At 61.7% G+C, this 22804-nt stretch carries 23 protein-coding genes and 5 pseudogenes; 18 read left to right on the top strand and 10 right to left on the bottom strand.

Going from position 1 to position 22804, the window contains the following annotated elements; genetic code table 11:
- Nucleotides 1-474: 474 nt before the first annotated feature.
- Nucleotides 475-1455: an alpha/beta fold hydrolase gene (locus tag NKJ55_RS28835; protein WP_352452828.1), complete on the bottom strand. Its 981-nt coding sequence runs from the start codon at nucleotides 1453-1455 to the stop codon at nucleotides 475-477.
- A 346-nt stretch (nucleotides 1456-1801) separates the two neighbouring features.
- Between NKJ55_RS28835 and NKJ55_RS28830 the strand changes: the two genes are divergently transcribed.
- Nucleotides 1802-2449 carry a helix-turn-helix domain-containing protein gene (locus NKJ55_RS28830; RefSeq protein ID WP_352452827.1) on the top strand — a complete coding sequence of 216 codons (648 nt, stop codon included), beginning with the start codon at nucleotides 1802-1804 and terminating at the stop codon, nucleotides 2447-2449.
- Here NKJ55_RS28830 and NKJ55_RS28825 read toward each other — a convergent pair.
- A complete protein-coding gene (locus NKJ55_RS28825) occupies nucleotides 2431-2793 on the bottom strand; it encodes a hypothetical protein (RefSeq protein WP_352452834.1) in 363 nt (120 codons plus the stop codon). The genes NKJ55_RS28830 and NKJ55_RS28825 overlap by 19 nt on opposite strands.
- Before the next feature lie 296 nt (nucleotides 2794-3089).
- Here NKJ55_RS28825 and NKJ55_RS28820 point away from each other — a divergent pair, with 296 nt between their 5' ends.
- The 3 genes from NKJ55_RS28820 (at nucleotide 3090) to NKJ55_RS28810 (ending at nucleotide 4345) form a co-directional block, all read left to right on the top strand.
- Nucleotides 3090-3320, top strand: coding sequence for a hypothetical protein (locus tag NKJ55_RS28820; RefSeq protein WP_352452826.1), 231 nt, complete (start codon nucleotides 3090-3092; stop codon nucleotides 3318-3320).
- 117 nt (nucleotides 3321-3437) lie between these two features.
- On the top strand, nucleotides 3438-3824 hold the full coding sequence (locus NKJ55_RS28815) for a hypothetical protein (RefSeq protein WP_352452825.1): 387 nt from the start codon (nucleotides 3438-3440) through the stop codon (nucleotides 3822-3824).
- Between the two features lie 11 nt (nucleotides 3825-3835).
- On the top strand, nucleotides 3836-4345 hold the full coding sequence (locus tag NKJ55_RS28810; RefSeq protein ID WP_352452824.1) for an RES family NAD+ phosphorylase: 510 nt from the start codon (nucleotides 3836-3838) through the stop codon (nucleotides 4343-4345).
- Nucleotides 4346-4417: 72 nt separating this feature from the next.
- On the opposite strand, the pseudogene scpB reads toward NKJ55_RS28810, so the two are convergent.
- The 4 genes and pseudogenes from scpB to NKJ55_RS28790 form a co-directional block, all read right to left on the bottom strand.
- Nucleotides 4418-4995, bottom strand: a pseudogene (gene scpB / locus NKJ55_RS28805) (SMC-Scp complex subunit ScpB).
- Nucleotides 4904-5254, bottom strand: coding sequence for a hypothetical protein (locus tag NKJ55_RS28800; RefSeq protein ID WP_352452823.1), 351 nt, complete (start codon nucleotides 5252-5254; stop codon nucleotides 4904-4906). Before NKJ55_RS28800 ends, scpB begins: the two are co-directional and overlap by 92 nt.
- Nucleotides 5160-5747, bottom strand: a pseudogene (locus NKJ55_RS28795) (DUF1403 family protein); the annotation flags it as partial. The pseudogene NKJ55_RS28795 and the gene NKJ55_RS28800, both read right to left, overlap by 95 nt.
- The gene (locus NKJ55_RS28790; protein WP_352452831.1) at nucleotides 5629-5946 is read right to left on the bottom strand and encodes a DUF1403 family protein; all 318 of its coding nucleotides are present in this window, start codon (nucleotides 5944-5946) and stop codon (nucleotides 5629-5631) included. The pseudogene NKJ55_RS28795 and the gene NKJ55_RS28790, both read right to left, overlap by 119 nt.
- On the opposite strand from NKJ55_RS28790, the gene NKJ55_RS28785 reads away from it, so the two are divergent.
- The 3 genes and pseudogenes from NKJ55_RS28785 (at nucleotide 5843) to NKJ55_RS28775 (ending at nucleotide 7148) form a co-directional block, all read left to right on the top strand.
- Nucleotides 5843-6064, top strand: coding sequence for a hypothetical protein (locus NKJ55_RS28785; RefSeq protein ID WP_352452833.1), 222 nt, complete (start codon nucleotides 5843-5845; stop codon nucleotides 6062-6064). The genes NKJ55_RS28790 and NKJ55_RS28785 overlap by 104 nt on opposite strands.
- A gap of 170 nt (nucleotides 6065-6234) precedes the next feature.
- Nucleotides 6235-6396 (top strand): annotated as a pseudogene (locus tag NKJ55_RS28780) (plasmid partitioning protein RepA); the annotation flags it as partial.
- Nucleotides 6397-6443: 47 nt separating this feature from the next.
- The gene (locus NKJ55_RS28775) at nucleotides 6444-7148 is read left to right on the top strand and encodes an IS6 family transposase (protein WP_352452822.1); all 705 of its coding nucleotides are present in this window, start codon (nucleotides 6444-6446) and stop codon (nucleotides 7146-7148) included.
- Between the two features lie 111 nt (nucleotides 7149-7259).
- Here the strand turns inward: NKJ55_RS28775 and NKJ55_RS28770 are convergent, their stop codons facing one another.
- Nucleotides 7260-7427: a hypothetical protein gene (locus NKJ55_RS28770; RefSeq protein WP_352452821.1), complete on the bottom strand. Its 168-nt coding sequence runs from the start codon at nucleotides 7425-7427 to the stop codon at nucleotides 7260-7262.
- 146 nt (nucleotides 7428-7573) lie between these two features.
- Between NKJ55_RS28770 and NKJ55_RS28765 the strand changes: the two genes are divergently transcribed.
- On the top strand, nucleotides 7574-8107 hold the full coding sequence (locus NKJ55_RS28765; RefSeq protein ID WP_352452820.1) for a Ros/MucR family transcriptional regulator: 534 nt from the start codon (nucleotides 7574-7576) through the stop codon (nucleotides 8105-8107).
- A gap of 81 nt (nucleotides 8108-8188) precedes the next feature.
- Here the strand turns inward: NKJ55_RS28765 and NKJ55_RS28760 are convergent.
- From NKJ55_RS28760 to tssH, 3 genes and pseudogenes are all read right to left on the bottom strand, one after another.
- Nucleotides 8189-8374, bottom strand: a pseudogene (locus NKJ55_RS28760) (DUF736 domain-containing protein); the annotation flags it as partial.
- A 227-nt stretch (nucleotides 8375-8601) separates the two neighbouring features.
- Nucleotides 8602-8730 (bottom strand): annotated as a pseudogene (locus NKJ55_RS28755) (GntR family transcriptional regulator); the annotation flags it as partial.
- Nucleotides 8731-9034: 304 nt separating this feature from the next.
- Nucleotides 9035-11785 carry a type VI secretion system ATPase TssH gene (gene tssH / locus NKJ55_RS28750; protein ID WP_352452819.1) on the bottom strand — a complete coding sequence of 917 codons (2751 nt, stop codon included), beginning with the start codon at nucleotides 11783-11785 and terminating at the stop codon, nucleotides 9035-9037.
- 335 nt (nucleotides 11786-12120) lie between these two features.
- On the opposite strand from tssH, the gene tssA reads away from it, so the two are divergent.
- From tssA to tssK, 10 genes are read left to right on the top strand one after another with little or no spacing between them, the layout of a single operon-like run.
- The gene (gene tssA / locus NKJ55_RS28745; RefSeq protein ID WP_352452818.1) at nucleotides 12121-13299 is read left to right on the top strand and encodes a type VI secretion system protein TssA; all 1179 of its coding nucleotides are present in this window, start codon (nucleotides 12121-12123) and stop codon (nucleotides 13297-13299) included.
- Nucleotides 13300-13305: 6 nt separating this feature from the next.
- Nucleotides 13306-13842 (top strand): type VI secretion system contractile sheath small subunit, encoded by a 537-nt coding sequence (gene tssB / locus NKJ55_RS28740; RefSeq protein ID WP_352452817.1) that lies wholly within the window; start codon nucleotides 13306-13308, stop codon nucleotides 13840-13842.
- A gap of 2 nt (nucleotides 13843-13844) precedes the next feature.
- Nucleotides 13845-15347 (top strand): type VI secretion system contractile sheath large subunit, encoded by a 1503-nt coding sequence (gene tssC / locus NKJ55_RS28735; RefSeq protein ID WP_023720342.1) that lies wholly within the window; start codon nucleotides 13845-13847, stop codon nucleotides 15345-15347.
- Nucleotides 15348-15393: 46 nt separating this feature from the next.
- Nucleotides 15394-15855, top strand: a complete 462-nt coding sequence (locus NKJ55_RS28730) for an Hcp family type VI secretion system effector (RefSeq protein ID WP_023678576.1) — start codon at nucleotides 15394-15396, stop codon at nucleotides 15853-15855.
- Nucleotides 15842-16597, top strand: coding sequence for a type VI secretion system baseplate subunit TssE (tssE, locus tag NKJ55_RS28725; protein WP_352452830.1), 756 nt, complete (start codon nucleotides 15842-15844; stop codon nucleotides 16595-16597). The genes NKJ55_RS28730 and tssE overlap by 14 nt, the downstream gene beginning before the upstream one ends.
- Before the next feature lies 1 nt (nucleotide 16598).
- Nucleotides 16599-18473 carry a type VI secretion system baseplate subunit TssF gene (gene tssF, locus NKJ55_RS28720; protein WP_352452816.1) on the top strand — a complete coding sequence of 625 codons (1875 nt, stop codon included), beginning with the start codon at nucleotides 16599-16601 and terminating at the stop codon, nucleotides 18471-18473.
- On the top strand, nucleotides 18437-19498 hold the full coding sequence (gene tssG, locus NKJ55_RS28715) for a type VI secretion system baseplate subunit TssG (RefSeq protein WP_352452815.1): 1062 nt from the start codon (nucleotides 18437-18439) through the stop codon (nucleotides 19496-19498). Before tssF ends, tssG begins: the two co-directional genes overlap by 37 nt.
- Complete coding sequence (tagH, locus tag NKJ55_RS28710; RefSeq protein ID WP_352452814.1) at nucleotides 19495-20970, top strand: type VI secretion system-associated FHA domain protein TagH; 1476 nt, start codon at nucleotides 19495-19497, stop codon at nucleotides 20968-20970. The genes tssG and tagH overlap by 4 nt, the downstream gene beginning before the upstream one ends.
- Nucleotides 20971-20973: 3 nt before the next feature.
- A complete protein-coding gene (tssJ, locus tag NKJ55_RS28705) occupies nucleotides 20974-21429 on the top strand; it encodes a type VI secretion system lipoprotein TssJ (protein ID WP_352452813.1) in 456 nt (151 codons plus the stop codon).
- A 38-nt stretch (nucleotides 21430-21467) separates the two neighbouring features.
- On the top strand, nucleotides 21468-22802 hold the full coding sequence (gene tssK / locus NKJ55_RS28700; RefSeq protein WP_352452812.1) for a type VI secretion system baseplate subunit TssK: 1335 nt from the start codon (nucleotides 21468-21470) through the stop codon (nucleotides 22800-22802).
- The last annotated feature ends 2 nt before the right edge of the window (nucleotides 22803-22804 follow it).

Below are 22804 nucleotides of genomic sequence, written 5' to 3'. Positions count from 1 at the left end.
CCCGGTGCGCATCCTCAAGACTCGCACGCAAAACCGCCGACGGGAATCCACATTCGGACTCGACCGTCACATTCATTCCACTAGCTGTTTTTACCCAATGTCACCCAAGGTGCCAAAAGCATTCCAAACCAGCGCTTCGGCCTGATCTGGCCAGGGAGACGGGCCGAGGCTCAGGCCGTGGCCTGCGCACCGGTCTTTCCGAAATGACCGGCTGCGTCTTTCGCCATCCGGCGAGTACACCAGCGCGCGTAGACATCCAGCGTGATCCCGAAAGACAATTCAAAAGACAAATCGGAGCCGCGCGTAGGCTACGAAACGGTTAGTCCTGGGATCATTATCAATCTTTTAGTTCGCAAGCGGCTACGAAGGCGAGCGCCGGCACCATGCGCTGCCCTCTCCCCCTGCGATTGTTCTTTCGATCGGCGACAGCAACGAACGATCTGTGAGGCGGTACCGCCCCAAGCGGATGTGGTATCACTGTCTTGATACGTCGGATGACGGGATGAGGCCGGCGCCAGCTAGGAACGTGCGAACTGCCATGCGAACATCCTGCTGCTGTCCAACCAGAAGATGTCCGCCAGTGTCGTAGACGACCAGTTTGGCACCCGGGATCTTGGCTGCGGCGAACTCAGCTGCCGGTAGCGTGTCAAACAGGTCGTCGCGCGCAGAAATAATGAGCGTCGGCGCAGTAATTACTTCCAAGGGCAGTTCATGCAACGCAGGGGTGCTGTCGATGTTGATTCCAGGGAAGCGCAGCGACAACGGCTCAACGCTCTTGACGATGCTCATGACGCGGTCCCGTTCGGCCCGAGGCGCAGCCGCAACCAGCGCTGGCGGAACGCCGAGGAAGCGAACGAGCACTGACGGTGCGATCTTCTCCGTGGCCCACCATGCGAAATCGCCGCCCGCATTGACGACCCAGAAAGCGAACTTGTTGCCGCGGCTCGCTTCAATCGAGACCGGATTGGTGGGCGAATAAAGACCTGGGACGATCAGAATGAGAGCGGTGACCTTGTCCGGGTGCCGGAGTGCGAGCTCGACCGCAGAACGCGCGCCTGCCGAAACACCGACGACCATCGCTTTGGGTACGTCCAGTTTGGATAGCAACGCCGCATGCGCATCGGCCTGCGCGGCTGGAGAGGTATCCTGCGGAACGGGGGTGCGCAGATAGCCAAAGCGCGACGGCGCGATGATCCGAAAGCCCTCACCCACAAGATCTGCTGCATTGGCAAGCCCTTGGTCAAAGCCGCCGCCGGCGCCGTGGATCGATAGGAGCGCAGTACCCACACCAATGTCGGCGTATTCGATCGGGCCTATGTCGAGGTTGGCGACCACGCCACCTCGGCTGGCGGCGTCGCGCATGCGGCCAAGCTCGTTCTTGTAAAGCAAGAAAACGACTCCGGCCGTTGGTATGGCGATGACCATGGCCAGCAGCAAACCGCCAATTCGACTCATTGCAAAAGCTCCACAAAAGGACGGACGAATATTGGCCTGTCTCGCTTGGAAGCAGGTTGATTTACCTCAATATCCCTGAGTGACAGCATCGGTCGCTGTATTTGGATGCTGTCAATTGTGGGATACGCAGCCGGTCCGGCGCCCCCTCCTCTCCCGGGTTGTGCATCGTACATCCCGAAAACCGTTCGGCTCTGCTCCCAACGGCCTGACGATCCAGGCCCTGTGCAGCACTGGGCCAGACCGCTAGCGCCTCTGCGCTAGGTAGTTTCCCGTAGGGACATAACCGAATTTCGCGACCCGCGGATTCGCGCGATTGCTGCGTCGCGGATCAACCGGGAAAACAGCCATGCACGCCCAATCGACCTCCAGAATTTCACTGCCGTCACACTCCGTGCAGTCGAGCCTGCCTGCGGCATTCGATCTGACACCGCTACAGCCGGTCAGCTTCTTTCCCTCCGGTTCGGAAATCTATGCCCAAGGTGAAAAGGCCGGAGCCTTCTACAGGGTCGAGTTTGGCGCCGTCCGTGTTTACCGCCTGCTTGCGGACGGTCGCAGGCAGATAAGCGCCTTCCATCTGGCTGGAGAGACATTCGGCTTCGAAGCCGACAGCACCCATCATTTCTTCGCCGAAGCCATCAATGCTACGAGTGTCCGTGTCTTCCGCTTTACCAATGGTGCGGATATCTCCCGTCAGCTGCTGCCGTTGGCTCTCAAGGGCCTGACGAGAGCGCAGGAACATCTTTTGGTCCTCGGTCGCCAGAATGCCATCGAACGCGTCGCCGCGTTCCTGGTCGACATGGCGGAGCGGCAGGGCGGGTTGCGGCAGGTCGAACTGCCGATGTCGCGCATGGATATCGGCGATTATCTCGGCCTCACCATCGAGACCGTATCACGGGTTTTCACCCGGCTGAAGGACAAGGGCGTCATCCGCCTGCTCAATCTGCGCAGCATCGAGATCGTCAGGCACGACGCGCTTCATGCGATGAGCGAATGAGCTGCGTCGACATCGAATAACCGTTTGTTAGGCATGTCTGAGACCGTGACGGGACTGTTTCCAAACGTTCGTCGACGGTTGTCGGAGCGGTCGGTACGAAGCCGGTATGCATCATCTTCCGGTAGTAGTGTCAGGACGATCTTGTACGTCTCTGGCGCGCTGGTCACGTTTGCCCTTATTTTTGTGACGCTTGAAGATGTGGCCATGGTGGCGCGCGATCTCGGGTTCGAACAATTCCTTGCGACCGGCTTGACTCGCTCGAACGTGCCCTGTTCGTCGTGCTCCATCAGTGCGGAGTAGCCGACGACGTCCAAAGCAAGAATTGCAGCAAGCTTTCGGTCCATGACCGCGCCCCCACACTTGGCAGCATCACACTGCGCGCCTCACTCGGTCTTACGCGGCAGTGTCGGTGACGCTTCCCAAAGCGGCGCGGAGACTTCCGGCGTCTCGCTCCTAACATTAGACATATCTAAAGCGATGTCGAGGGGCCGTCTGAGTCTCGCGGCAATTTCTGCTCTTACCCATCTCTCGCCCCTTGCCCCCCAATCCTCCAGGCGTGTTTTTCGGATGGCCCGCGGCGTCGAAGCCCACCGGTCCGTGCTAGAGCCGCGAGAGTGGTCAGCCCCCGCTGTTGGTCACCATGGATGAACCTCTGGCGCTCCGGCGCTCCAAGTCCATCCCGATTTCAAGGCCGGCATATGGCGCGGCCGCGACCTCGGTCGCCGAGCTGTATGGGATGGCAGGTCTGACTTCAACGGCCGACATGCGGCGCAACTTCGACCTACAGCGTCGTTGCCTGCAAGGTCTGCTGTTGGGAAGCAGCAAAGCTGATCTTACGGCTGACATTGAGGGCATTGCCGCCGCTATCTAACAACCGCGACGGGGATGAAGAAGGGCAAGCAGTGTGGTGGAAGGAGTAGGGCCTCCGTCCACTTGCTATGCGTCGAAATGTGCATATATTGTGCATATGAGAGGTCGGAGATTTGTCATGGCCCACGCACAGCTCGCACATTCCACGGTGATTTCAGGCTTTGTCGATAGCCTGCAGGAGCCGCGCACGCCTTATATCTCGCCGAAGCGCCTGTCGCAGGCGCTTGGCGTGAAGGTGGCCAACTTGGCCCAGTTGACCGGTGTCCACCGCAACACGCTCCGCAACCCCTCATCGGAGCGCCTGCAGGGCCGGATGCGCGAGATGGTGAAGGTGATCTCGGCGGCGACGGAACTCACCGGCGATGTCAACAAGGCGATCTTTTGGTACCGCAATGAACCGATCGCCGACTATGGCCATCGTACCGCAGCCGAGCTCGTCGCCGACGGCCAGGTCGAGGCGGTTCTGGCCTTTATCCGGGATCTCGAGAATGGGGCGCGCGGGTGAGGATCACCCGCATGGGTCCAGACGAAATCTTCCATCACTATCTGACTCCCAAATGGGCTTTCCTGCCCACCAGCGGTGCAGGCGCGGCGATGGACGGCGGTCGTTTCAACCGGCCGGGCATCGAAGCACTTTATCTGTCGCGTGCGACCCAGACGGCGCTTGATGAATACAAGCAGGGTGCCAGCATCACCCCGCCCGCCACCCTTGCCGCTTACAAGATCACGCTCGCCGAGGTGGCCGACCTTTCGCAGGGGTTCGATCCGGACATCTGGGATGGGCCGTGGAAGGAGTGGGATTGTGCCTGGCGCCAGGTCGCTCGCATCGACAAGAAGATCCCGCCGTCGTGGAAGCTCGCGGATCTGGTCATCACCGCCGGGCTTCGGGGCATCCTTTTTCCGTCGCTGCGTCACGCCGGCGGTACCAATCTGGTTATCTTTCCGGCCAATCTTGTCGACGGCGACCATGTCGCGGTTCACGATCCCGATCAACGGCTGCCGCACGACCAGTCGTCCTGGTCCTGAGTTATCGACTATCTCTGGGATCGCAACGCGACGACGCCCCCGTCACGGCGCTTGGTCCCCAACGACACCGCCCTAGCCGTCGCCCTCCCCGCGCGCCAGCCCGGCTGGAATATCGCCGGCCAGCAGCTTCTCCTTCGACAGCAGCCCTGCGTCCTCGAGCGCCTCGAAATCCGGTAGCTGGCGCAGCGTGTCGAGCCCGAACTGCGACAGAAAAGTTTTCGTCGTCACATAAGTATAGGGCGCGCCAGGTTGCGGCGAGTGCGGACCCGAAGCGATAAGATCCTGCGCGCGCAGCATGCCGATCAGGTCGCGCGACACCTCCTTGCCGAAAAAGCTGGAGAGCTCGCCACGGGTGATCGGCTGGAAGTAGGCAATGCACATCAAGACAAGCGCCTCCGCCTGCGGCAGTTCTTTTGCCCCCTCGCCCGCTGCCGTGCCGAAGGCTGCGTGAATGGCATCGCCAAAAACCTTTCTGGTCCGGTGCTGCCAGCCGCCGGCGACCGAGACCAGCTCATAGGGGCGCCGGCGAGCTCGGCGCGGATGTCGTCGATGATCAGCTCAAGATTGCAGTTCTTGCCGACGACCCGCGCCAGCACCTCGCGCGGCACTGGTTCGCTGGCCGCAAAGACAACCGCTTCGACGCGGCCCATCCACTCGCGCCAGCGCAGTTCGGCCGGTAAATGTTCGAGCTCGGTGTCGAGCAAGGCCGGCTGTTCGTTCGGCTTGCGGCGGGCGGAGGCTTCGCCCATCGCTAGAGTCCAAACAGTCGGAACGAGGCGCGGCCGGTGAGCTCGCGCAGCGCCTCGAGCTTTGCAGCCGCTCGAACAGGCGCCGCGCCGCAAACCGCGACAGTCTTTTGGTCGTCAGCGATCCGGAGAGGGCGCCGTCGTCGAGCAGTCTTTGGATCACATCGCCCGCCCCCCTTTGCCCTGAGCTTCGGTGCGACGGCGATGAGCCGCTTCGCGCGCCGCGACAGCTCGGCGGCCAACCGGCAGGCGTCCGCCGCCGCCTGCGCCAGCGCCAGGCACACTGCCCGCTCGAACCCTTTTTCGCCTGGCCGGATCCGTTTGCCGCCGCCAGGCTTGGACCGAAACGCCGGGCCAAAAACGTGTGCCATCAGCAGCGGCAGCGGGCGCGGCCAGCGCAGGTTTTGCGCTAGCACCAGGTCGGCGAGCCGCCAGGCAAAAAGCTCGGCGTCGGACTGCATGGCGACGACGTGAGCGGCGATTGCCGCCGCGGCGAACGGCGCCGGCCGCCCCGAGCGCGCCAGGTCGTCGATGTGTTCACAAACCGCGGTCAGCGCCTCGACGTCCCAATGGAGACCCAGCTGGTCGACGATCTTTTCGAGCTGATCGGCGCTGGCGGCGGGCGGCTGCCCGGGCCAACTGCCGCCAGGCGCCAAAGGTGGCGCCGGCGGGGCCCGGATCGGCTCCGGCCTGGCGCAGATGCCATGCGTCGCGCAAGGCGGCCTCGTCCTCCGAGCGCCCGGCCAGCCGCATGCTGGCGGCGCATTTCAGCGCCAGCCGCTGGCGCCAGGCGCCGGCCCAGCCGGCTTGCGTGCGCGCGAGCGTCTCGAGCGTGCTCAAGGCGGGCGCCGGCACAGAAGGCGGCGTCGGCGTCTCCGGTGCGCAATACCACCTGCCAAAGGACTTCTGGGCGGCCGTCAAGCGGCTCAGCATGCGCCAAATAACCGGCCTCTTGGGCTACCCCAACATCTAAGGGAAGCAGCGCGCGCGGGTTGTCCGCGGACAACTGCCAGTGTCAGAGGGTCAACTCCCGGGTCAACTCCACTCATGGTTAAACGTTTGTAAAATGTTTACGAATCGGACCATACTGTAACTGCGCAGTTTGAATGAAATCTGCATCAACTGCGTAGTTCGAGGCGAGCAATGCTACAAACATATATGCAAACTAGCGGGCAGGAACACCTGCCGTCGATGTTGTCCGCGGATTCTCTCGAATTGTCACGGCAGCTTCAGTTGCACCAACAAAAGATCTTTCCCCCAGCCTCCCAAAAAACAATCCGGCATTTCACACCTGCAGAAGCGGCGTTGTCACGGTAACCGCTTGTCAGGGATCGCTGCGATAGATGCGGGGGATGAACACTTCGCAGATCAGCTACAAACGGCATCGGTTCCCACCCGAGATCATCGCCCACGCGGTGTGGCTGTATTATCGATTTCCGCTGAGCCTGCGTCATGTCGAAGAAATGCGGCTGGAGCGCGGCATTGTCGTTTCCTACGAGACGATCCGTCGGTGGGAAAAGAAGTTCGGGCTGGACTACGCTCGGCGCCTGCGCCGCAAGCAGCCCAGTCGAAATGATATCTGGCACCTCGACGAAGTCGCCATCACGATCGCCGGCAAGAAGCATTGGTTATGGCGGGCAGTCAACCAGGACGGCTATGTGCTCGACGAGATCGTCCAGACCCGGCGCAACACCAAGGCCGCCAAGCGCTTGCTGACACGGCTGTTGAAGAAGCAGGGCCAAGTGCCGAAGCGCATGATCACCGACAAGCTCGGCTCCTATGGAGCAGCGCGGCGTCAGGTCATGATGGACATCGAGCACCGGTCGCACAAGGGCTTGAACAACAGAGCGGAGAATTCGCATGTGCCACTGCGAAAACGAGAGCGGATGATGCAAGGCTTTCGATCACCGGGGAGCCTCCAGAGTTTCGTCTCGACCTTCTCTGCAGTCCGCAATCTCTTCGTCCCGCCCCGTTCAAAACGCTCCGCCTTTCAGATCCATCTTCACCGCCTGAATGCCATGGCGCAATGGAAAGCTGCTGCCGGCGTGATCGCCTGAAATCATTCCCAAAAGTCACAACGACAGCCCATCTCTGTTTATGTGACATCACCTGTTTTCCTTCCTCGACGCGCTGCAATTGCAAATCCAAGGCATCGGCATAGCCATTCCCTACCAATATATGTTGATGATGCCCCATGTTGCGGCGATCGTCGCGCTGATGATCCGTCGCTCGCGGGCCAGCGCCCCGGCCATGCTCGGCGTGCCGTACGCACGGGAATAGGGCAGCGCTGTCCGAAGCCGCTGCTCGCTTTCAGGGTCGACATCGAGCGTGTCCAAGCTTGTTTGGAGGCGATGAAAGCGAAGCTTGCCGGCTTGATATTTGCGGGGAATAGGGTTTGTTGCGGAATAACGAATTATTTGCCTGATTGGCAATAAACAGCTCATCAATTTCAACGCGCGCCATTAGACAAGAGGAAAACTCGATGACCGTTTCTCCAGACCAAAACGACCAGGCTGATCTCGTAGCAATTACCGCCGACATCGTTTCCGCCTATGTTTCGAACAATCCTCTGCCGGTCGGCGAGTTGTCGAAGCTGATCGGGGACACTCATGCCGCTTTGCAAGGGGTCGGCAAGCCCGTGGCTCCGGCCGCAGTCAAACTGGAGCCCGTGGTGTCGATTAAGAAATCGGTGACACCGGATTTCATCATCTGCCTGGAAGACGGGAAGAAGTTCAAATCCTTGAAGCGTCATATTGGGACGCATTACAATCTGAGCCCTGACCAATACCGGCAGAAATGGAACCTGCCCTCCGACTATCCGATGGTGGCGCCGAACTACGCGGCCACCCGCTCGGCCCTGGCAAAATCGATAGGCTTGGGCCGCAAGACGGCAGCGCCAGCAACAGCTGCGGCAGAAAAACCAAAACGAGCTGCTCGCGCGGCGGCAGCGACAACAATACCATCGGCAGTCAAGTCGCCGGTGAAGAAGGCGCGCAAGGCCCCCGTCAAAGCATAGCGTGCTGCACCAGATAGAGGTGCAGTGGCGAACCTGAACATGGCGAAGCCCGCCTTGCGCGGGGCTTCGTGTTAGCTCGGATCACTCGCCGGTGCGGCGGGACCAGATGAGCGAGAACTCGCCCTCGGTGTCGGTCTCGACTAGGCTCGCATAGATCGGAGCGGGGAAGCTCGGATCGTCGAGCTTGACCGAGTGATAGTCGCGGCCCGCGCGCGAGGTCTTCTTCCATGCGGCGCCGAACTCGGTAGCGCCGGCGAAGATGCGGAAGTATTTCTCATTCGCCTTCGACCGGGGTGAACGTCACCGTCCTTCACGCCGAGGTGGCGGCGATCCGAACTGACGCTGGCGCCTCGGGCCAGTTGTTGGTGGCGGCTTTGGAGCGCCGGCTGACGCTCATCGCTCCGTGCCGTTGGTGATCGGTACCAGGCGGTCAAGACAAGGCCCGAGCGCCTTGAGGCTCCCAACCTGTCCGCCGAGGATGTGAACGCGTGCTACATAAGCGCGGGTTCTGTCGGCAATTTGTCACCAGGCGCGTAGAAGCCTGCTTCGATCTGGTCACGCAGCGCATCTGCGACCTCCGAAACGAACGACCTGCGGGACGTTCGATGTTCGACCTGCTGCATGGGTCCTCCAACTTTTGCGGGGCCATGACGTCGCATACTCCCGGCGCAAGATAAAATCGAAGTCATCATACGAAAATTCAGCTTCCGAGGGCGAGATTGCTAAAGTCATCATATGCCCTCTGCTATGCACCGCATCTCGCTCGCCGGTCGGCTGCGCGCTTTTCCAGCAGGCAGAACTGCAGGCGATGGCGGCGATAATTGTCCTCGGATAGCGAGCTGAGCGCGTGCAAGCCGCAGGTATCAATTAGCGGACATCAGCTCAATGCAGTAGTCGGCCGAAAGGGGCCGCCATAATTCGCCTGGCCTATTCGAAGGAATAGGTAAACCCTTGGCCTGAGGTGCCAACCGTGACCTTCGTCATCTTTTCGCCCGTGAGCGACCGGTTCAGCACGCCGCGGCTCAGTTCCGGAAGAAGCGTGTTGGTTAGGATGGCGTCAATCATTCTGCCGCCGGATTCGATCTCCGTGCAGCGGGTCTTGACCAGATCCATTACACCGTCGCCGATTACCAATTCCGCATCGTTGGTCGCGCGCAGCCGGCGAGCAATCTTGGCGAACTGATGACGGGTGATCGCTTCGATCATCGAATCCGAAAGCGGAAAGTAGGGGATGGTCACCACCCGGCCGAGAAAGGCCGCAGGGAAGACTTTCAGCAATGGGCTGCGTAACGCGGCGTCCAGTTCGTCGAGCCCTGCCCGGACCGCACCATTCCGTGTCCGGTCCATGATCACTTCTGAGCCGACATTCGACGTGAGAAGGATCAGCGTGTTCTTGAAATCGATGCGTCTACCTTCACTGTCGTCCATCATCCCTTTGTCAAAGACCTGGAAGAAGATTTCGTGCACGTCCGGATGCGCCTTCTCGACCTCGTCGAGCAGGATCACCGAATAGGGTTTGCGTCGCACCGCCTCGGTGAGAATTCCTCCCTTGCCGTAGCCGACATAGCCGGGCGGCGCGCCCTTCAAGGTAGAGACCGTATGCGCCTCCTGGAATTCAGACATGTTGATCGAGATCAGGTTCTGCTCTCCGCCGTAAAGCGTTTCGGCCAGTGCCAAGGCGGTTTCGGTTTTGCCGACGCCCGAGGGGCCGCAAAGCAGGAATACACCCACCGGCTTTTCCGGAGCGCCGAGACCGGCGCGGCTGGTCTGCACGCGCTTGGCGATCATCTCCATGGCGTGATCCTGTCCGACAACGCGCTCGGACAGAGTGGCCGCGAGCCGCAGCGCCTTCTCGGTCTGACTCGACAGCATCCGCCCCGTCGGGATGCCCGTCCAGTCCTGAACCACGGCCGCCACGGCGTTGCGGTCGACCGATGGCAGGATCAGCGGTGTTTCGCCTTGCGCCTCGGCCAGTTCGCTCATCAGTTCGCGCAGCCGAGCGAGATCGGCAGCCGGATCGGGAGGAGAGATACCGCCTGCCGCCGGAATCTTCGTCCCGGCATTGGACTGTTCGGTCTCCGGCAGCTCCACGCTCTCTGTCTCAGTGGCGGCCTCCTGCCCTTCCACGGCATCGAGCGGCACGCCGTCACCGCGCAGCCGGGCGCGCAGTTCGAGTATCTCGGCCACCAGCGCCTTTTCGCGCTCCCAGCGCTGCTGCGCGGCTGCGAGCGTGCGTTCGGTCTCGGCAAGCCCAGCCTCGACCCGTGCCTGCCGCTCAGCCACCTCGATGCCGATTGCAGCCTCGCGGCCGATAATGCCGCGCTCGACCTCCAGCGCCTGACGACGGCGCATGATGTCCTCGACCTCGGCCGGCGTGGCGTGCTGCGATACGGCGACACGCGCGCAGGCGGTGTCGAGAAGGCTGACCGCCTTGTCCGGCAACTGCCGCGCCGGGATGTAGCGATGCGACAGGGCGACCGCCGCGTCGATCGCCTCGTCCAATATCTGCACTTCGTGGTGCTGTTCGAGAACGCCGGCTACGCCGCGCAACATGAGGATGGCAACCGATTCCGAAGGCTCGTCGATCTTTATCACCTGGAAGCGGCGGGTCAGTGCCGGGTCTTTCTCGATGTGCTGCTTGTATTCCGACCAGGTCGTTGCCGCTATCGTGCGAAGTTCGCCGCGCGCCAGCGCCGGCTTGAGCAGATTGGCAGCGTCGCCGGTTCCGGCAGCACCACCGGCGCCTATCAGGGTATGGGCTTCGTCGATGAAGAGGATGACCGGCGCCTCGGACGATTGAACCTCGTCGATTACAGCCTTCAGCCGCTTTTCGAATTCACCTTTTACGCTTGCGCCTGCCTGCATCAATCCGACGTCAAGCATGCGCACGCTCACTCCCTGCAGTGGGGGCGGCACATCGCCTTTGGCGATGCGCAGAGCAAAACCCTCCACGACTGCAGTCTTGCCGACGCCCGCCTCGCCGGTCAGGATCGGATTGTTCTGCCGGCGTCGCATCAATATGTCGACAATCTGCCTGATCTCCGGATCGCGGCCGACGACCGGGTCGATCTTTCCGTCGCGGGCGCGCTGGGTCAGGTCGGTGGCATATTGGGCCAGTGCCGAATCCCCGCCCGAAGCCCGCCGCGGCGCCTCTGTCGCGGTGACCGTTGGCGCAGCGCCGGCTTCGAGTGAGCCCTCCGTGACATCGGCGAAGCGCGCCACGACGGCGTCGGCGTCGATCTTGTCGAACTCGCCGCTGATCTTCGACAGCAGGCCTTCCAGTACCGGTGTCTTCAGGCAAGCAAGCAGAACATGTGCGCTGCGAACCTCCTCCACGCCGAATTCCAGTGTTGCCAGATTCCATGCCTCCTGGATGGCGTGGAAGATATGGTCCGAAAACTCTTCGATCGAGGTTGCGCCATAAGGCAGTTTGTCCACCGCGCGCGTCATATCGGCCGTAAGTCGGCTCGCATCCAGTCCCGCATCGGCGATCATCATTTGCACATCCGAGCGGTCGGAGAGCACGAGCTGCTCAATGAAGTGGACGAGTTCGACGTAAGGATTGCCGCGCAGCTTGGCACTGTCGGCCGCTGCCTTGAAGGCGCGCAATCCTAGAGGATTGAGCTTGCCGACCAGTTCCTTGCGTTTGAAACTCTGCGATGACCGGCGCTGTTCCATCGAACGTGCTCCTGCACTCTGCAAGTGGATAACCTGCCACATAAGCAGCCGCTTGACAAAGTGCGGGATGAACAAAGGTTTCGATCCCCGATTATGCGGGCTCCCATCATTGGTGGAAGATCCTGCGTCGCCGGCTGCAAACAACCACGAGCCTGACATCCCAGGCACGACATTTCCGGTCCAGGGCTCGGCAATCACGCCTTTCGGATTCCACAATCAAGACAAGGCTGCATTAGCCTTTGTTAATTTTTCCGCACTCGCTGAATTGTGGAAAAGCGCAACCGTGTGATAACGTAGGGGCAGGTCGGCCTCAGGCCGGCGACTGGGGGATCGGTGTGATCGACATCGCACTCTGGCTTGCTCCGCTCGACGGTGAAAATCCGTCGGGAGAGGATTTGCGTAACGATCCGGCGTTTCACGAACTGGAGCGCCTGACGGAGCCCCAGGTCAAGGTTGTCCATGACGGCAACAACAGGCCGGTCTCGCAAAGCACCATTGCCGTCGACTGGCCAGCAGTGCTCACCAAGGCCGAGGAATTGCGCGCGCGTGGTCGCGACCTGCGCCTGATTGTCATTGTCACACGCGCACTGGCCAACGAGCAGGGACTGGCCGGCTTGGCGCAGGGTCTGACGCTTATTGGGCGGACATTCGACCAGCATTGGGAATCCATGCACCCGGCGCTGCGGCCCAACACGTCGCCTCGCGAGGCGGCCTTGCGCCGCATCAACGCGCTGCTCGATCTTCAAAATGGTCAGGACGGGCTGCTGGCCAACCTGCGTCAAATGACTTTCTTTGCGCCACGCTCGATGGGGCCGATCAGCGGACGCGACCTGGAACACGCTGCGCTCGACGACCGCGTCATGCTGCAAGAAGCAGCGTCAGGATTGAATGCGGCCGAAAAGGCAGCGCTTGTCAGTGCGCACGGACAACTGTTGAATCGGGTCCGTGCCGGGTGCGCGGCACAGGCGGATCAAGCCAATGAGGAAATGCAGTCGCTCATCGCCAATGCGCGCGCGGCGGTCGCGGCACTGGAAGGCGTCGAGACAGCCCTCAACGCTCGCCTTGAAGGCAGCGGCGGGACCACCATTCCGGAATTAAAACGGTTCCTGCAGCGTTTGTTGACAACCCTCGAGCGCAACTCGGCTGCCGGCGCGATGGCGAATGGCTCGGCAAAGCCGTCCCCTTCGCCTGCAGAACCGGTAATGCCTGCCCGAAACGGTCATGGAGCCGATGCAATGGCAAGTGTGGCTGGCTGCGCGGACTCGAGCACCGGACTCCCTGACAGGATTTCTTCGCGCGACGACGTGGTAAAATGCCTGGACCTCGTCGTCGCCTTTTATGACCGCACCGAACCGTCGAGCCCGATCCCCCACCTCGCCCGCCGTGTGCGCCGGATGGTGCATATGGATTTTGTAGAACTGATGGAAGATCTCGCCCCGTCGGGATTGAAGGAGTTCCGGCTTCTTGCCGGCGTTCCCGATGCCAAGAAGACGGCTCAGAAGGATGAAAGGTAGCAAGCAATGCCAGCCGAAAGCAAAGCCAAGGTCATCGAACGAAATCGCGCGCCGCGGGTGCAGATCGCCTATGACGTGGAAACCTATGGCAGTCCAACGACAATCGAGCTGCCGTTCGTCATGGCCGTCATGGCGGACCTTTCAGGCGCTTCGCAGACCAAGGAAGCGTCGAAGTCGATACTGGACCGCTCCCTTGTCGAGACCGATGCGAACCGTTTCCCGCGTTTCATGGAGGCACTTGGACCACGCGTGAAAGCCCGCGTGAAGAATACGCTGCCACAGGCTGAAGGCGCCGAGCGGGACGAGGAGCTGGCGCTCGACCTTACCTTCACCAAGATGGGCGATTTTGCGCCGGACAAGATTGCCGAGCAGGTGCCCCAATTGGCCGAAATCCTCAAGATGCGCCGCCAACTCGAGGAACTTCTCGGCTTCATGGACGGGCGCGTCGACGCCGAAAAGCGTATTGCGCAACTGCTGAACAATGAACCGCTTCTTGGCCAGATCGCCAGCCAGGCACTGGCGGACGACAAGGCAGGGGAATGACCATGGCCGAACAGCAAAAAACCGCCGCCGTCGCCGAGGCGGAAACCATCGATCTTGGAGAATTCAGCGGACTCCTCGAGAAGGATTTCAAGGTCAAGAAGGACGACAGCGAAAAGCTGCAGCAATTGGTGCGCAATCTCGCACTTGCAGCGCAGACACGTTCCGATACCACGACCATCTCGTCGAATGCGATCAAGTCGATCAAGTCGCTGATTGCCGGAATCGACAAGATGCTTTCCGAACAGGTCAACGAGATCCTGCACGCGCCGGAAGTGCGCGAAATGGAGGGCACATGGCGTGGCCTGTGGTATCTCGTAAACAATACCGAGACGGATCAGAAGCTGAAGATCCGGGTGATGAACATCTCCAAGGAGCAGCTGGCCGACACGCTTGAGGATTATGAGGGCCAGATGTGGGATCAGAGCCCGATCTTCAAGAAAGTCTACACGGACGAGTATTCGATGCTTGGCGGCGAGCCGATCGGCTGTGTGATCGGTGCGTACGAATTCTCCAACCACCCGCGCGACGTCGGTCTGCTGCGCAACATCTCCGGCATCTGCGCCTCAGCGCACACGCCTTTTATCGCAGCTGCCTCGCCTCGCCTGTTCCGCATGGATAGCTGGCAGGAATTGCCGAATCCGCAGGACCTGCAGCAGATCGTCTCCAACCCCGCCTATGCCTCCTGGCAGTCGCTGCGCGAGAGCGAGGATGCACGCTACATCGGCCTGACCATGCCTCGCGTTCTGGCGCGGCTGCCGTATGGCACCGATACCGTTCCGGTGAAGGGCTTCACCTTCGAGGAGGAGGTGCATGGCGACCACAATAAATATGTCTGGATGAACGCTGCCTTCCCGATGGGCGTGAACATAAACCGCAGCCACAAGCTCTATGGCTGGGGTACGCAGATCCGCGGCGTCGAAAATGGCGGCACGGTCCTCAACCTGCCAGTGCACAGCTTCCCGACCGATGATGGCTCGATAGCGATGAAATGTCCGACGGAGGTCGCCATCGACGACCGGCGCGAGGCGGAGCTGGCCAAGCTCGGCCTGATGCCCATCCTGCATCGAAAGAACACCGATCTCGCCGCCTTCATTGGCGCCCATTCGCTGCAGGACGACGAGACAAGGGCGGGACGGCTGGTCGACCCCGATGCGCAGGCCAACGAGCGGCTGAGCGCCAACCTGCCCTACCTTTTCCCGGTCTCGCGCTTTGCCCACTACCTCAAGGCGATCGCGCGCGACAAGGTCGGTTCGTTCAAGGAGCGCTCCGACATGCAGATCTGGCTGACCGAATGGATCAACCGGTATGTGCTGGCCAACCCGGCCTTTGCCGATGACAAGGCGCGCGCCAAGCGCCCGCTCGCCGCCGCCGAGGTTCAGGTGGACAGCGTGGAGGGACGCCCAGGCTACTACAATGCCCGCTTCTATCTGCGCCCGCATTATCAGCTGGAGGGTATCAATGCCTCGCTCCGGCTGGTTTCGGAACTTCCGTCCGTAAAGACTTGATTTGCAGCAACAACATCTTGGTTTTTGAAAGCGGTGGAGAAAGACAATGCCCACAAATACGAAGATTGATGGCTTTCTAAAGGTTCCGGATATCAAAGGTCCAAGCACTCGTGATGGCCATGAGGACGAAATCGAAATCCATGGCGTCGATTACAAGATGATCGCACCCTATGATCCAAACTCGCTCTCGCGCCGCGGTCGTGTGTCCTTGGGTATGATCAAGTTCACCAAGCATTATGACAAGTCCTCGCCCTACCTGAAAAAGGCGCTGTTCGAAAACAAGGCCCTGGACGAAGTCGTGTTTTCGGCACGGCGGACCATTGATGGCGAGACCAAGGATTACCTGGTCGTCACACTCACCGACGCCTCGATCATGGAATATGACATGTCGCAGGCCGAGGATGAGGAGGACCTGATCGAGGAAGAGGTCAGCTTTGCCTACAAGAAAATAAAGTTCGTCTACGACGACAACGACGAAATCGAAATGGATGTCTATGTCGGCAAGTGAGGCCCGGCGGCCCGGCGCGGACAAGTCGCTGGGTAGCGGCAGCTCGCGAGCAAAGCGCGAAGCCGTCCAGCCCTCTCTATGGGACCGCCTCGTAAACGATCTGCCGGGTATGACCTCCGAGATAGACGGGCTGCGCCAGGCACTGCAGGACGAGCTTGGCGCGGAGCGGCTGGACAATCTTGTTGCGACCAGCGCGCGGCTCATCGACGCCGACGCGGAGTTGACGGCCGACCAGAAGCGGCGTCTGCATCGCCTGGCCTTTCAGAGCCAGCACCGCGCTGAAATCGAAAGCCGCGGCGTGGTGGTGTCGGCGCGTGTGCTCAAGGAAGCCGTGCGGCGCGATGTCGAGGCTTTGTTCAATACCGAGCGCTTCGAGGCCGTTCCGCTGCTTTCCGACCTTGAAAGCGAACAGGCCACGGACAACCCACCGTCGCTCGCCGATTTTCCGGAGGTGCGTCGCAGCGTCGTCAATTACGGAGTGCCTTCCTTCTCGGGCCGTTCTTCCCGCGACTTTGATCGCGAGGCCCTTGCGCGCGAGATCCGCTCGGTGCTTGCCACCTTCGAGCCGCGTCTCAAGGACAGTGCAACAAAGGTTACCGTAACCCTTGGCGACAAAACCGTGGGCCTGAGGATCGAGATAGATGCGGTGTTGATCATGACGCCCACGCCCGAACGCATGCGCCTGCGCACCACGATCAATCTCGATAACGGCTTGGCTCGGACCGAATTTAGGGAAGCCTGAGATGGACCGGGTCTTCGTAGAATATTACGAGGAGGAACTGACCCATATCCGCGCGCTCGCGGCAGAATTTGCCGACATGCATCCCGCGGTGGCGCGCAACCTTTCACTCGATACGGTCCCCTGTCCGGACCCTTATGTCGAGCGGCTGCTTGACGGCGTTGCTTTTTTGGCCGCGCGGACCCGACTCAAGGTCGATGCGGAACGCTCGCGTTTCTCGCGCGCCGTCCTTGATGTTCTCTATCCCGATCTTGTCACGCCGGCGCCGGCAACGGCTGTGGTGGTGTTCAAACCCGGCCAGCAGGTCCAGACAATGATTGGGGGCCATGTCGTCAAACGCAATACGCGTCTGGTTTCCAGCCTCCAGCCAGGCCTGTCGACGCGTTGCACGTTCACCACCGCCCAGGACATCACGCTGTGGCCGATTGCCATCACCTCGGTCGGCTATTTTCAGGATCGCAGCGCCTTGGCTGCAGCCGGCATCGCGCGGATCGGCGGTGTGGATGGCGAGGCGGCGCTTCGCATCACGCTGGCTCGTACCGGAAAACGCAAGCTCGACGAACTGTCGCTCGACCGGCTTGATCTCTACTTTTCCGCGCGCACCAAGGCACCACTGCTTTTCGACGCGATTTTCGGCGCCTGCGCGGCCGTTGGTGCACGGCCGGAAGGCAAGGCCAACCCGATATCGCCGTTGCCGGTACCTGAAATGGTCGGCATCAACGATGACGAGGCGCTGATGCCTCGTACACGTCCGACCTTCGAAGGGTACCGTCTTCTGCGCGAATATTTCATGATGCCGGAGCGCTTTCATTATGCTCGGGTTTCGGGATTGCAGCCCATCGTGCGCACATGCACAGCCGAACTCGAGATAATCTTCATCTTCAAGCGTCCGGTGCCTGAAGTTGCCGATGTGACGGCGGCCGATTTTGAATTTTTCGCAACGCCGATCATCAATCTGTTCGAACGTGAGTGCAACGTCGTCGAGCTCGATCCACGCAAGACGCGGCAGGTGCTGCATGCCGACCGCACGCGAGCGCGGGACTTCGAAATCTATCGGGTTATCCGCGTCGAGGACGCCGACAGCGAGGGGAGCGACGCCGCAATCCCGGAGCTCTTCAGCCTGGGACAGAACCGCGGCAGCGGTTGGGTTTATTCCACCGAACGGCGCCCACGCCGCCCGACGGAGGAGGAACGGCGCGACGGCCTCACCCGTACTTCATACACGGGCGACGACGTTTTCCTGGCGATTTCGCGTCCCGCGGAAAGTCCTCCGAACCGGCCGCTGAAGCGCGTCGACGTCGTGGCGCTCTGCACCAACCGCGATCTGCCGATTCTTGACGACAACCCTACCTTGACTCTGGAAGCCGGCGATCCGGTCGAGACGATCCGGCTTCTCGGCGCATTGCGCCCGCCTCGCCCAGCCATCCCCGCAGCGCTGCCGGCGGGCGCGGCGGGTGAATCGCGAGCCGACAATCTCGCCTGGCGGCTTGTAGCGCAGCTCGCGCTCAACTTTCTAAGCCTTGCAAAAGAAGGTCGCGGCGTCGATCCGCTGCATGCGCTGCTTGAGCTTTACGCCGACAGGGGAGACCCGAGCCTCGCCCGCAATGTGCACTCGATCGTGCGCATCGACTCCCGGTCGGTCATCGAACGGCTGCAGATCGATGGGCCGATGTGCTTCGGACGAGGCACGGAGGTGACATTGCATGTCGATCAATCGGTTCTGGCGGGGCAGAGCACCTTGCTGCTTTCGGCCTTGCTGGCACGGCTGTTTGCCCGTCATGCCGGAATAAACGGCTTTGTGCGAACCCGCACATGGCTGCTGCAGAAGCAGGAGGATGTGCCATGGCCCATGACGCCCGGCAATCGCTACCTGATCTAGACAAGCCTGGCCGGTCCGAAGAGCTGTCGGATGCATTCGACTTCTTCGAGTTGTTGCGGCGACTCGAACGAAGAGGCGGGCTGTTCGGCTATTCCGGCCCGCCGCAGCGCGAGCCGTCGCGGCTCGGGCAGCATGTCCGTCTCAGCTTTTTCGCCAAGGACTTGGCAGAATTCCGCGAAGCGACTGACAAAGCGCCCGCTCGGGTCACGGTCGCAAACATTGGTCTGATGGGGCCTGAAGGTCCGATGCCCCTGCATTTGACGCGCTGGGTACTCGATCGCCTGTCGCAACGCTGGTTCACCGGCGCCGATGCGCAGCAGACCAGCGACACGACGTTCATGGACTTCGTCAACATTCTTCAGAACCGCATGATTGCGCTGTATTACAGGGCGTGGGCGGATGCGCATCCGGCGGTTCAGGTCGAGCGCCCGGTAGGTGGGCGCGTTCGCGCCATGCTTGAAGCCATGGCGGGAATAGGGCTTCCCGGCACCTACAACCCCGAACTGGACGCAGTGAAGCTGCGCCAGGCCGCTTCGCTTGCCAATCAGGTCGACGGCCCCGAGCGGCTGACATTGTTCCTGGCTGAGGCGTTCAAGGTGCCGGTCCAGATCAGGGAGTTCATCGCTGCCTGGATGACCATACCAGCCGCGCTCCAGACCCGCGTTGGCAAAGCCTACGCAGGGCTCGGTCGGGGAGCGACGATCGGTCCGCGCGTCTTCAACCGTCAAAGCAGGATCGAGCTCCGCGTCGGCCCGCTGGGCTATGAGGAGTTCAAGGCGTTCCTGCCGGGCGGTCAACGCCTCAAATTGTTCAAGCAAGCCGTTAGGGACATGGTCGGCGCATCGCTCGACGTCGATCTGCGCATCGTGCTGGCGCGCGATGCCGTTCCGCCGCCGCGTATTGGAACCGTGCAACTCGCCCGGACCGCGTGGCTTGCGCGGCCCGCTGAAAGGGGCGATGCTGACGACATGCGGCTGCGGACACTAGTCGGCTGGCGGCAGGAAGGGGCGGAGGTCGCGGCATGAGTCTGCTGCTGACGCTGGAGCAAGGGCCACGCACCCAGGCGGTACGGCAGACCCGGCTTGACGAGGGGGAACTGGTGATCGGCCGCAGCGCGGACGCCGGCTGGCAGATCGACGATCCCGACATGTTCGTTTCGCGCGCCCATTGCAGGATCAGCGGTGGGCGCGACGGATATTTCGTCACCGATACGTCGAGCAGCGGATTGTTCATAGACGACTCCGACAGCCCGCTCGGCGCCGGCAAGTCGACGCGTCTTCGCAATGGCATGCGGCTGAGACTGGGCGATTACATCGTGCATGTCGATCTGCAGACGTCGAGTGCCCAAGCCACAGCAGCAGCCGCAGCGCCGGTTCCGGAGCGCTCACCGCTGGCGTCTCGGGCGCCGGTCAGCATCGGCCGTGACGATTTCTTTTCAGCCGCCGTGGAAGAAGAGCCGCAGCGGCCACGTCCAGCCGAGCTGCCGAACCCGTTCGAGCAGCCGATCCCGGGTGCGTTCGAACGCGCCAATTCCAGACAGCGCAGCTCGCCTGCTTTCGACGACCCGTTCAGCCTCGATCCGATCGCAACACCAGTATCCAAAGGCACCGCAAACTATCCAGAACCAGCCAGCGCACCCAAGCAGACAGACCCATTTGGCCTCGAGTCGGTGTCGTTCCCCAACGGCGCTACGGAGCCTGCGACGGCAAAGCTGCCGGAATTCAACGACGACTTCGGTTTTGGTCCAGCCGCAGCGCCCAACCCGGGAAGCGGCGCCAGCTCAACCGGGCAGCGCGAGCGCGACGCCCAGCCACAGCAAGCGGCCAATCCCTGGGACGTGCCCGTGCGAGGGGCAGATGCCCCTCCCCCAATACGGGCAGGCGCAGCCGCCAGCCCCGCCCGCCAGCCGCCTGCGAGGCAGCACGCCGACATGGCGCTTCGCACCGCATTCCTGCGCGGTATGGGTGTCGCGCAAGCCGATTTTCCCGGGCGCGACGCCGTCGCCGAGATGGAAAAGTTCGGCCGCGAATACCGCCTTATGATGGAAGGATTGATGCAGCTGCTGCGCAAGCGTGCCGAAGAAAAGGGAAATGCCCGCGTTGCCCAGACAATGGTCGGAGCCTCCGAGGTCAATCCACTCAAGTTTCTGCCGACGGTCGACGACGCAATCGTGACGCTTATCGCCGAACGCAGCCCCGGATTTCTCGCCGGCGAAGCGGCTATCGCGGATGCGGTTCGCGATCTGGCACAGCATCACGTGCGCGCCTGGCGCGGCGTGCAGGCTGCCTTGCGGCGGATGGTCGACCGTTTTGAGCCGGCAGCCATCGAAGAAGAGCTGAAATCGAGTTCCGCGATCGGCACGCTGTTGTCGGGCGGGCGCGGCGCCAAGCTGTGGGAGCTCTACCAGAAACGCCATCGTGAAATCGCCGAGAGCGCGGAAAAGAGCTTTCTCGGCGAAATCGGCGCCGATTTTCGGGATGCATATGAGGAGGAGTAAGACATGATCGATCGACGCGAATTTATCGTTGCCTTGGGCGCGACCGGGCTGCTTACGGCCTGTCAAAGCGCCGGGCCGCCAAAACCGTCGGTCATCACGGTCAAGCTGACAGGAGCGGCCGGCATGAACCCTGGACCAGGCGGCGGCGACCGGCCAGTGACGGTGCTGGTCATGCGGCTACGCAGCACCGGTAAGTTCAACTCTGCCGACTACTTTGCCTTGCAGGGGGATGCCGGCTCGGCACTGGCAGGTGATCTCATCGGATCCGACCAGATTGCCGTCGCGCCTGGAAAAACTGCGACCAAGACCATTACGGTCGAACCGGATGCGACCGCCCTGGGATTCGTGGCACTCATCCGTGAGCCTGGCGGGCGAAACTGGCGGACGACCAAATCGGTTTCGCCCGGATCAAACTTTACGACCAATGTCACACTCGGCAGCGGCGGCATTTCCGCCTGACGGCCAAGGCATGGGGGCTCGATGCAGAGAGTAGCCGGATGAGCGATGCAAACAGGGTGCTGTGGTCCGAGGGCCTTTTTCTGCGGACCCAGCATTTCCAGCAGCAGGACCGTTTCTTCGAGGCGACTGTGCGCGGCGCGTTGCAGGCCGGCCAGCTGCACACGTTCGGCTTTCAGCAATTGACCCTGGATAAGGCATTGCTCGATGCCGGCCAGATCTCGATCCTGTCTGCACGAGGCATTTTCCCCGACGGAACCCCCTTCTCCATTCCGGATCTCATGGACGCGCCGCGTCCGCTGCCGGTCACCCCGGATACAGGCGCCGGCCCGGTGCTGGTCGCCCTGCCGCTCGAGCCGGCCGGCGGCGTTGGCTTCGATCCCGCGCATGCGCCACCCAGCGGTGCGCGCTATCATGGACGGATCGTTTCGGTGCGCGATGCCGTCCAGGGCGGTTCAGATCCCGAAGAAATCGAAATCGCCCGACCGCAATCGCTGTTGCTTGCACCCGGCAAATCGGTCGGCGGCTATACCGCCCTGCCGATAGCCGGCATCAAGGGGGTTCGTGCCGATGGCGGCGTTTCGCTAGACGAGACGTTCCTGCCACCGGCCCTGGTTACTGGTGCAGTGGCCTGGTACCGGCAATTGCTTCTGGAAGTCGTCACAGGCCTTGACCAGATCGCCGAGGCGCATGGCAAGATGGTCATGGGCGGGCCAGGGCGCAGCGTCGAAGACCTGCTGATGCTCAACCTCGCCAACGCGGCGCGTCCGCGACTGGCCCATATGCTGGCGCAGGATGTTTTCCATCCGGCCGAACTCTACCTGGAACTGGCCGGGCTAGCCGGTTCGATGGCGACCTACGGCTCGAGCGCGCGGCGACTGGGCGAGCTGCCGGCTTACGATCACATGGCGCCCGGCCTACCGTTTTCGGCGCTGGCGGATGCATTGCGCTCACTGATCCTGAGCCTGCGCTACATCGAGCCGAAATCGCGCGCGCTGCCCGTCATGCGCCATTCGACCAATGTTTGGAAAATCCGCATCGACAATCCGAAGCTGCTGGTGGCCAGCCGGATCGTCATCCGGGTCGGTTCGGAACTGTCGGAGGACGCGCTACGGAAGATATTCGTCAACCAGGCGACCGTGGGCTCGGCGGATGAGTTCGAGGGCCTGTGGAAGTCCCGCCTGCCCGGCATCCCGCTGAAACCGCTTCATTCGCAACCGCGCGAGATTCCTTACGACGGCGATCGGCTGTGCCTTGAGCTCGACCAGAAAAGCGAGCACTGGGCATCGCTGCTCGGTGCCCCAGGCTTCGTCATTGGCGTTTCGGGTGTACTGCCGAGCGAACCGCAGGTGGACTGCTATTCGGTGAACAGGTGAAA

It is taken from the genome of Mesorhizobium sp. M0106, from assembly GCF_040322715.1.
Lineage (GTDB): Bacteria > Pseudomonadota > Alphaproteobacteria > Rhizobiales > Rhizobiaceae > Mesorhizobium.
This window is presented reverse-complemented; position numbering and strand designations above follow the sequence as displayed.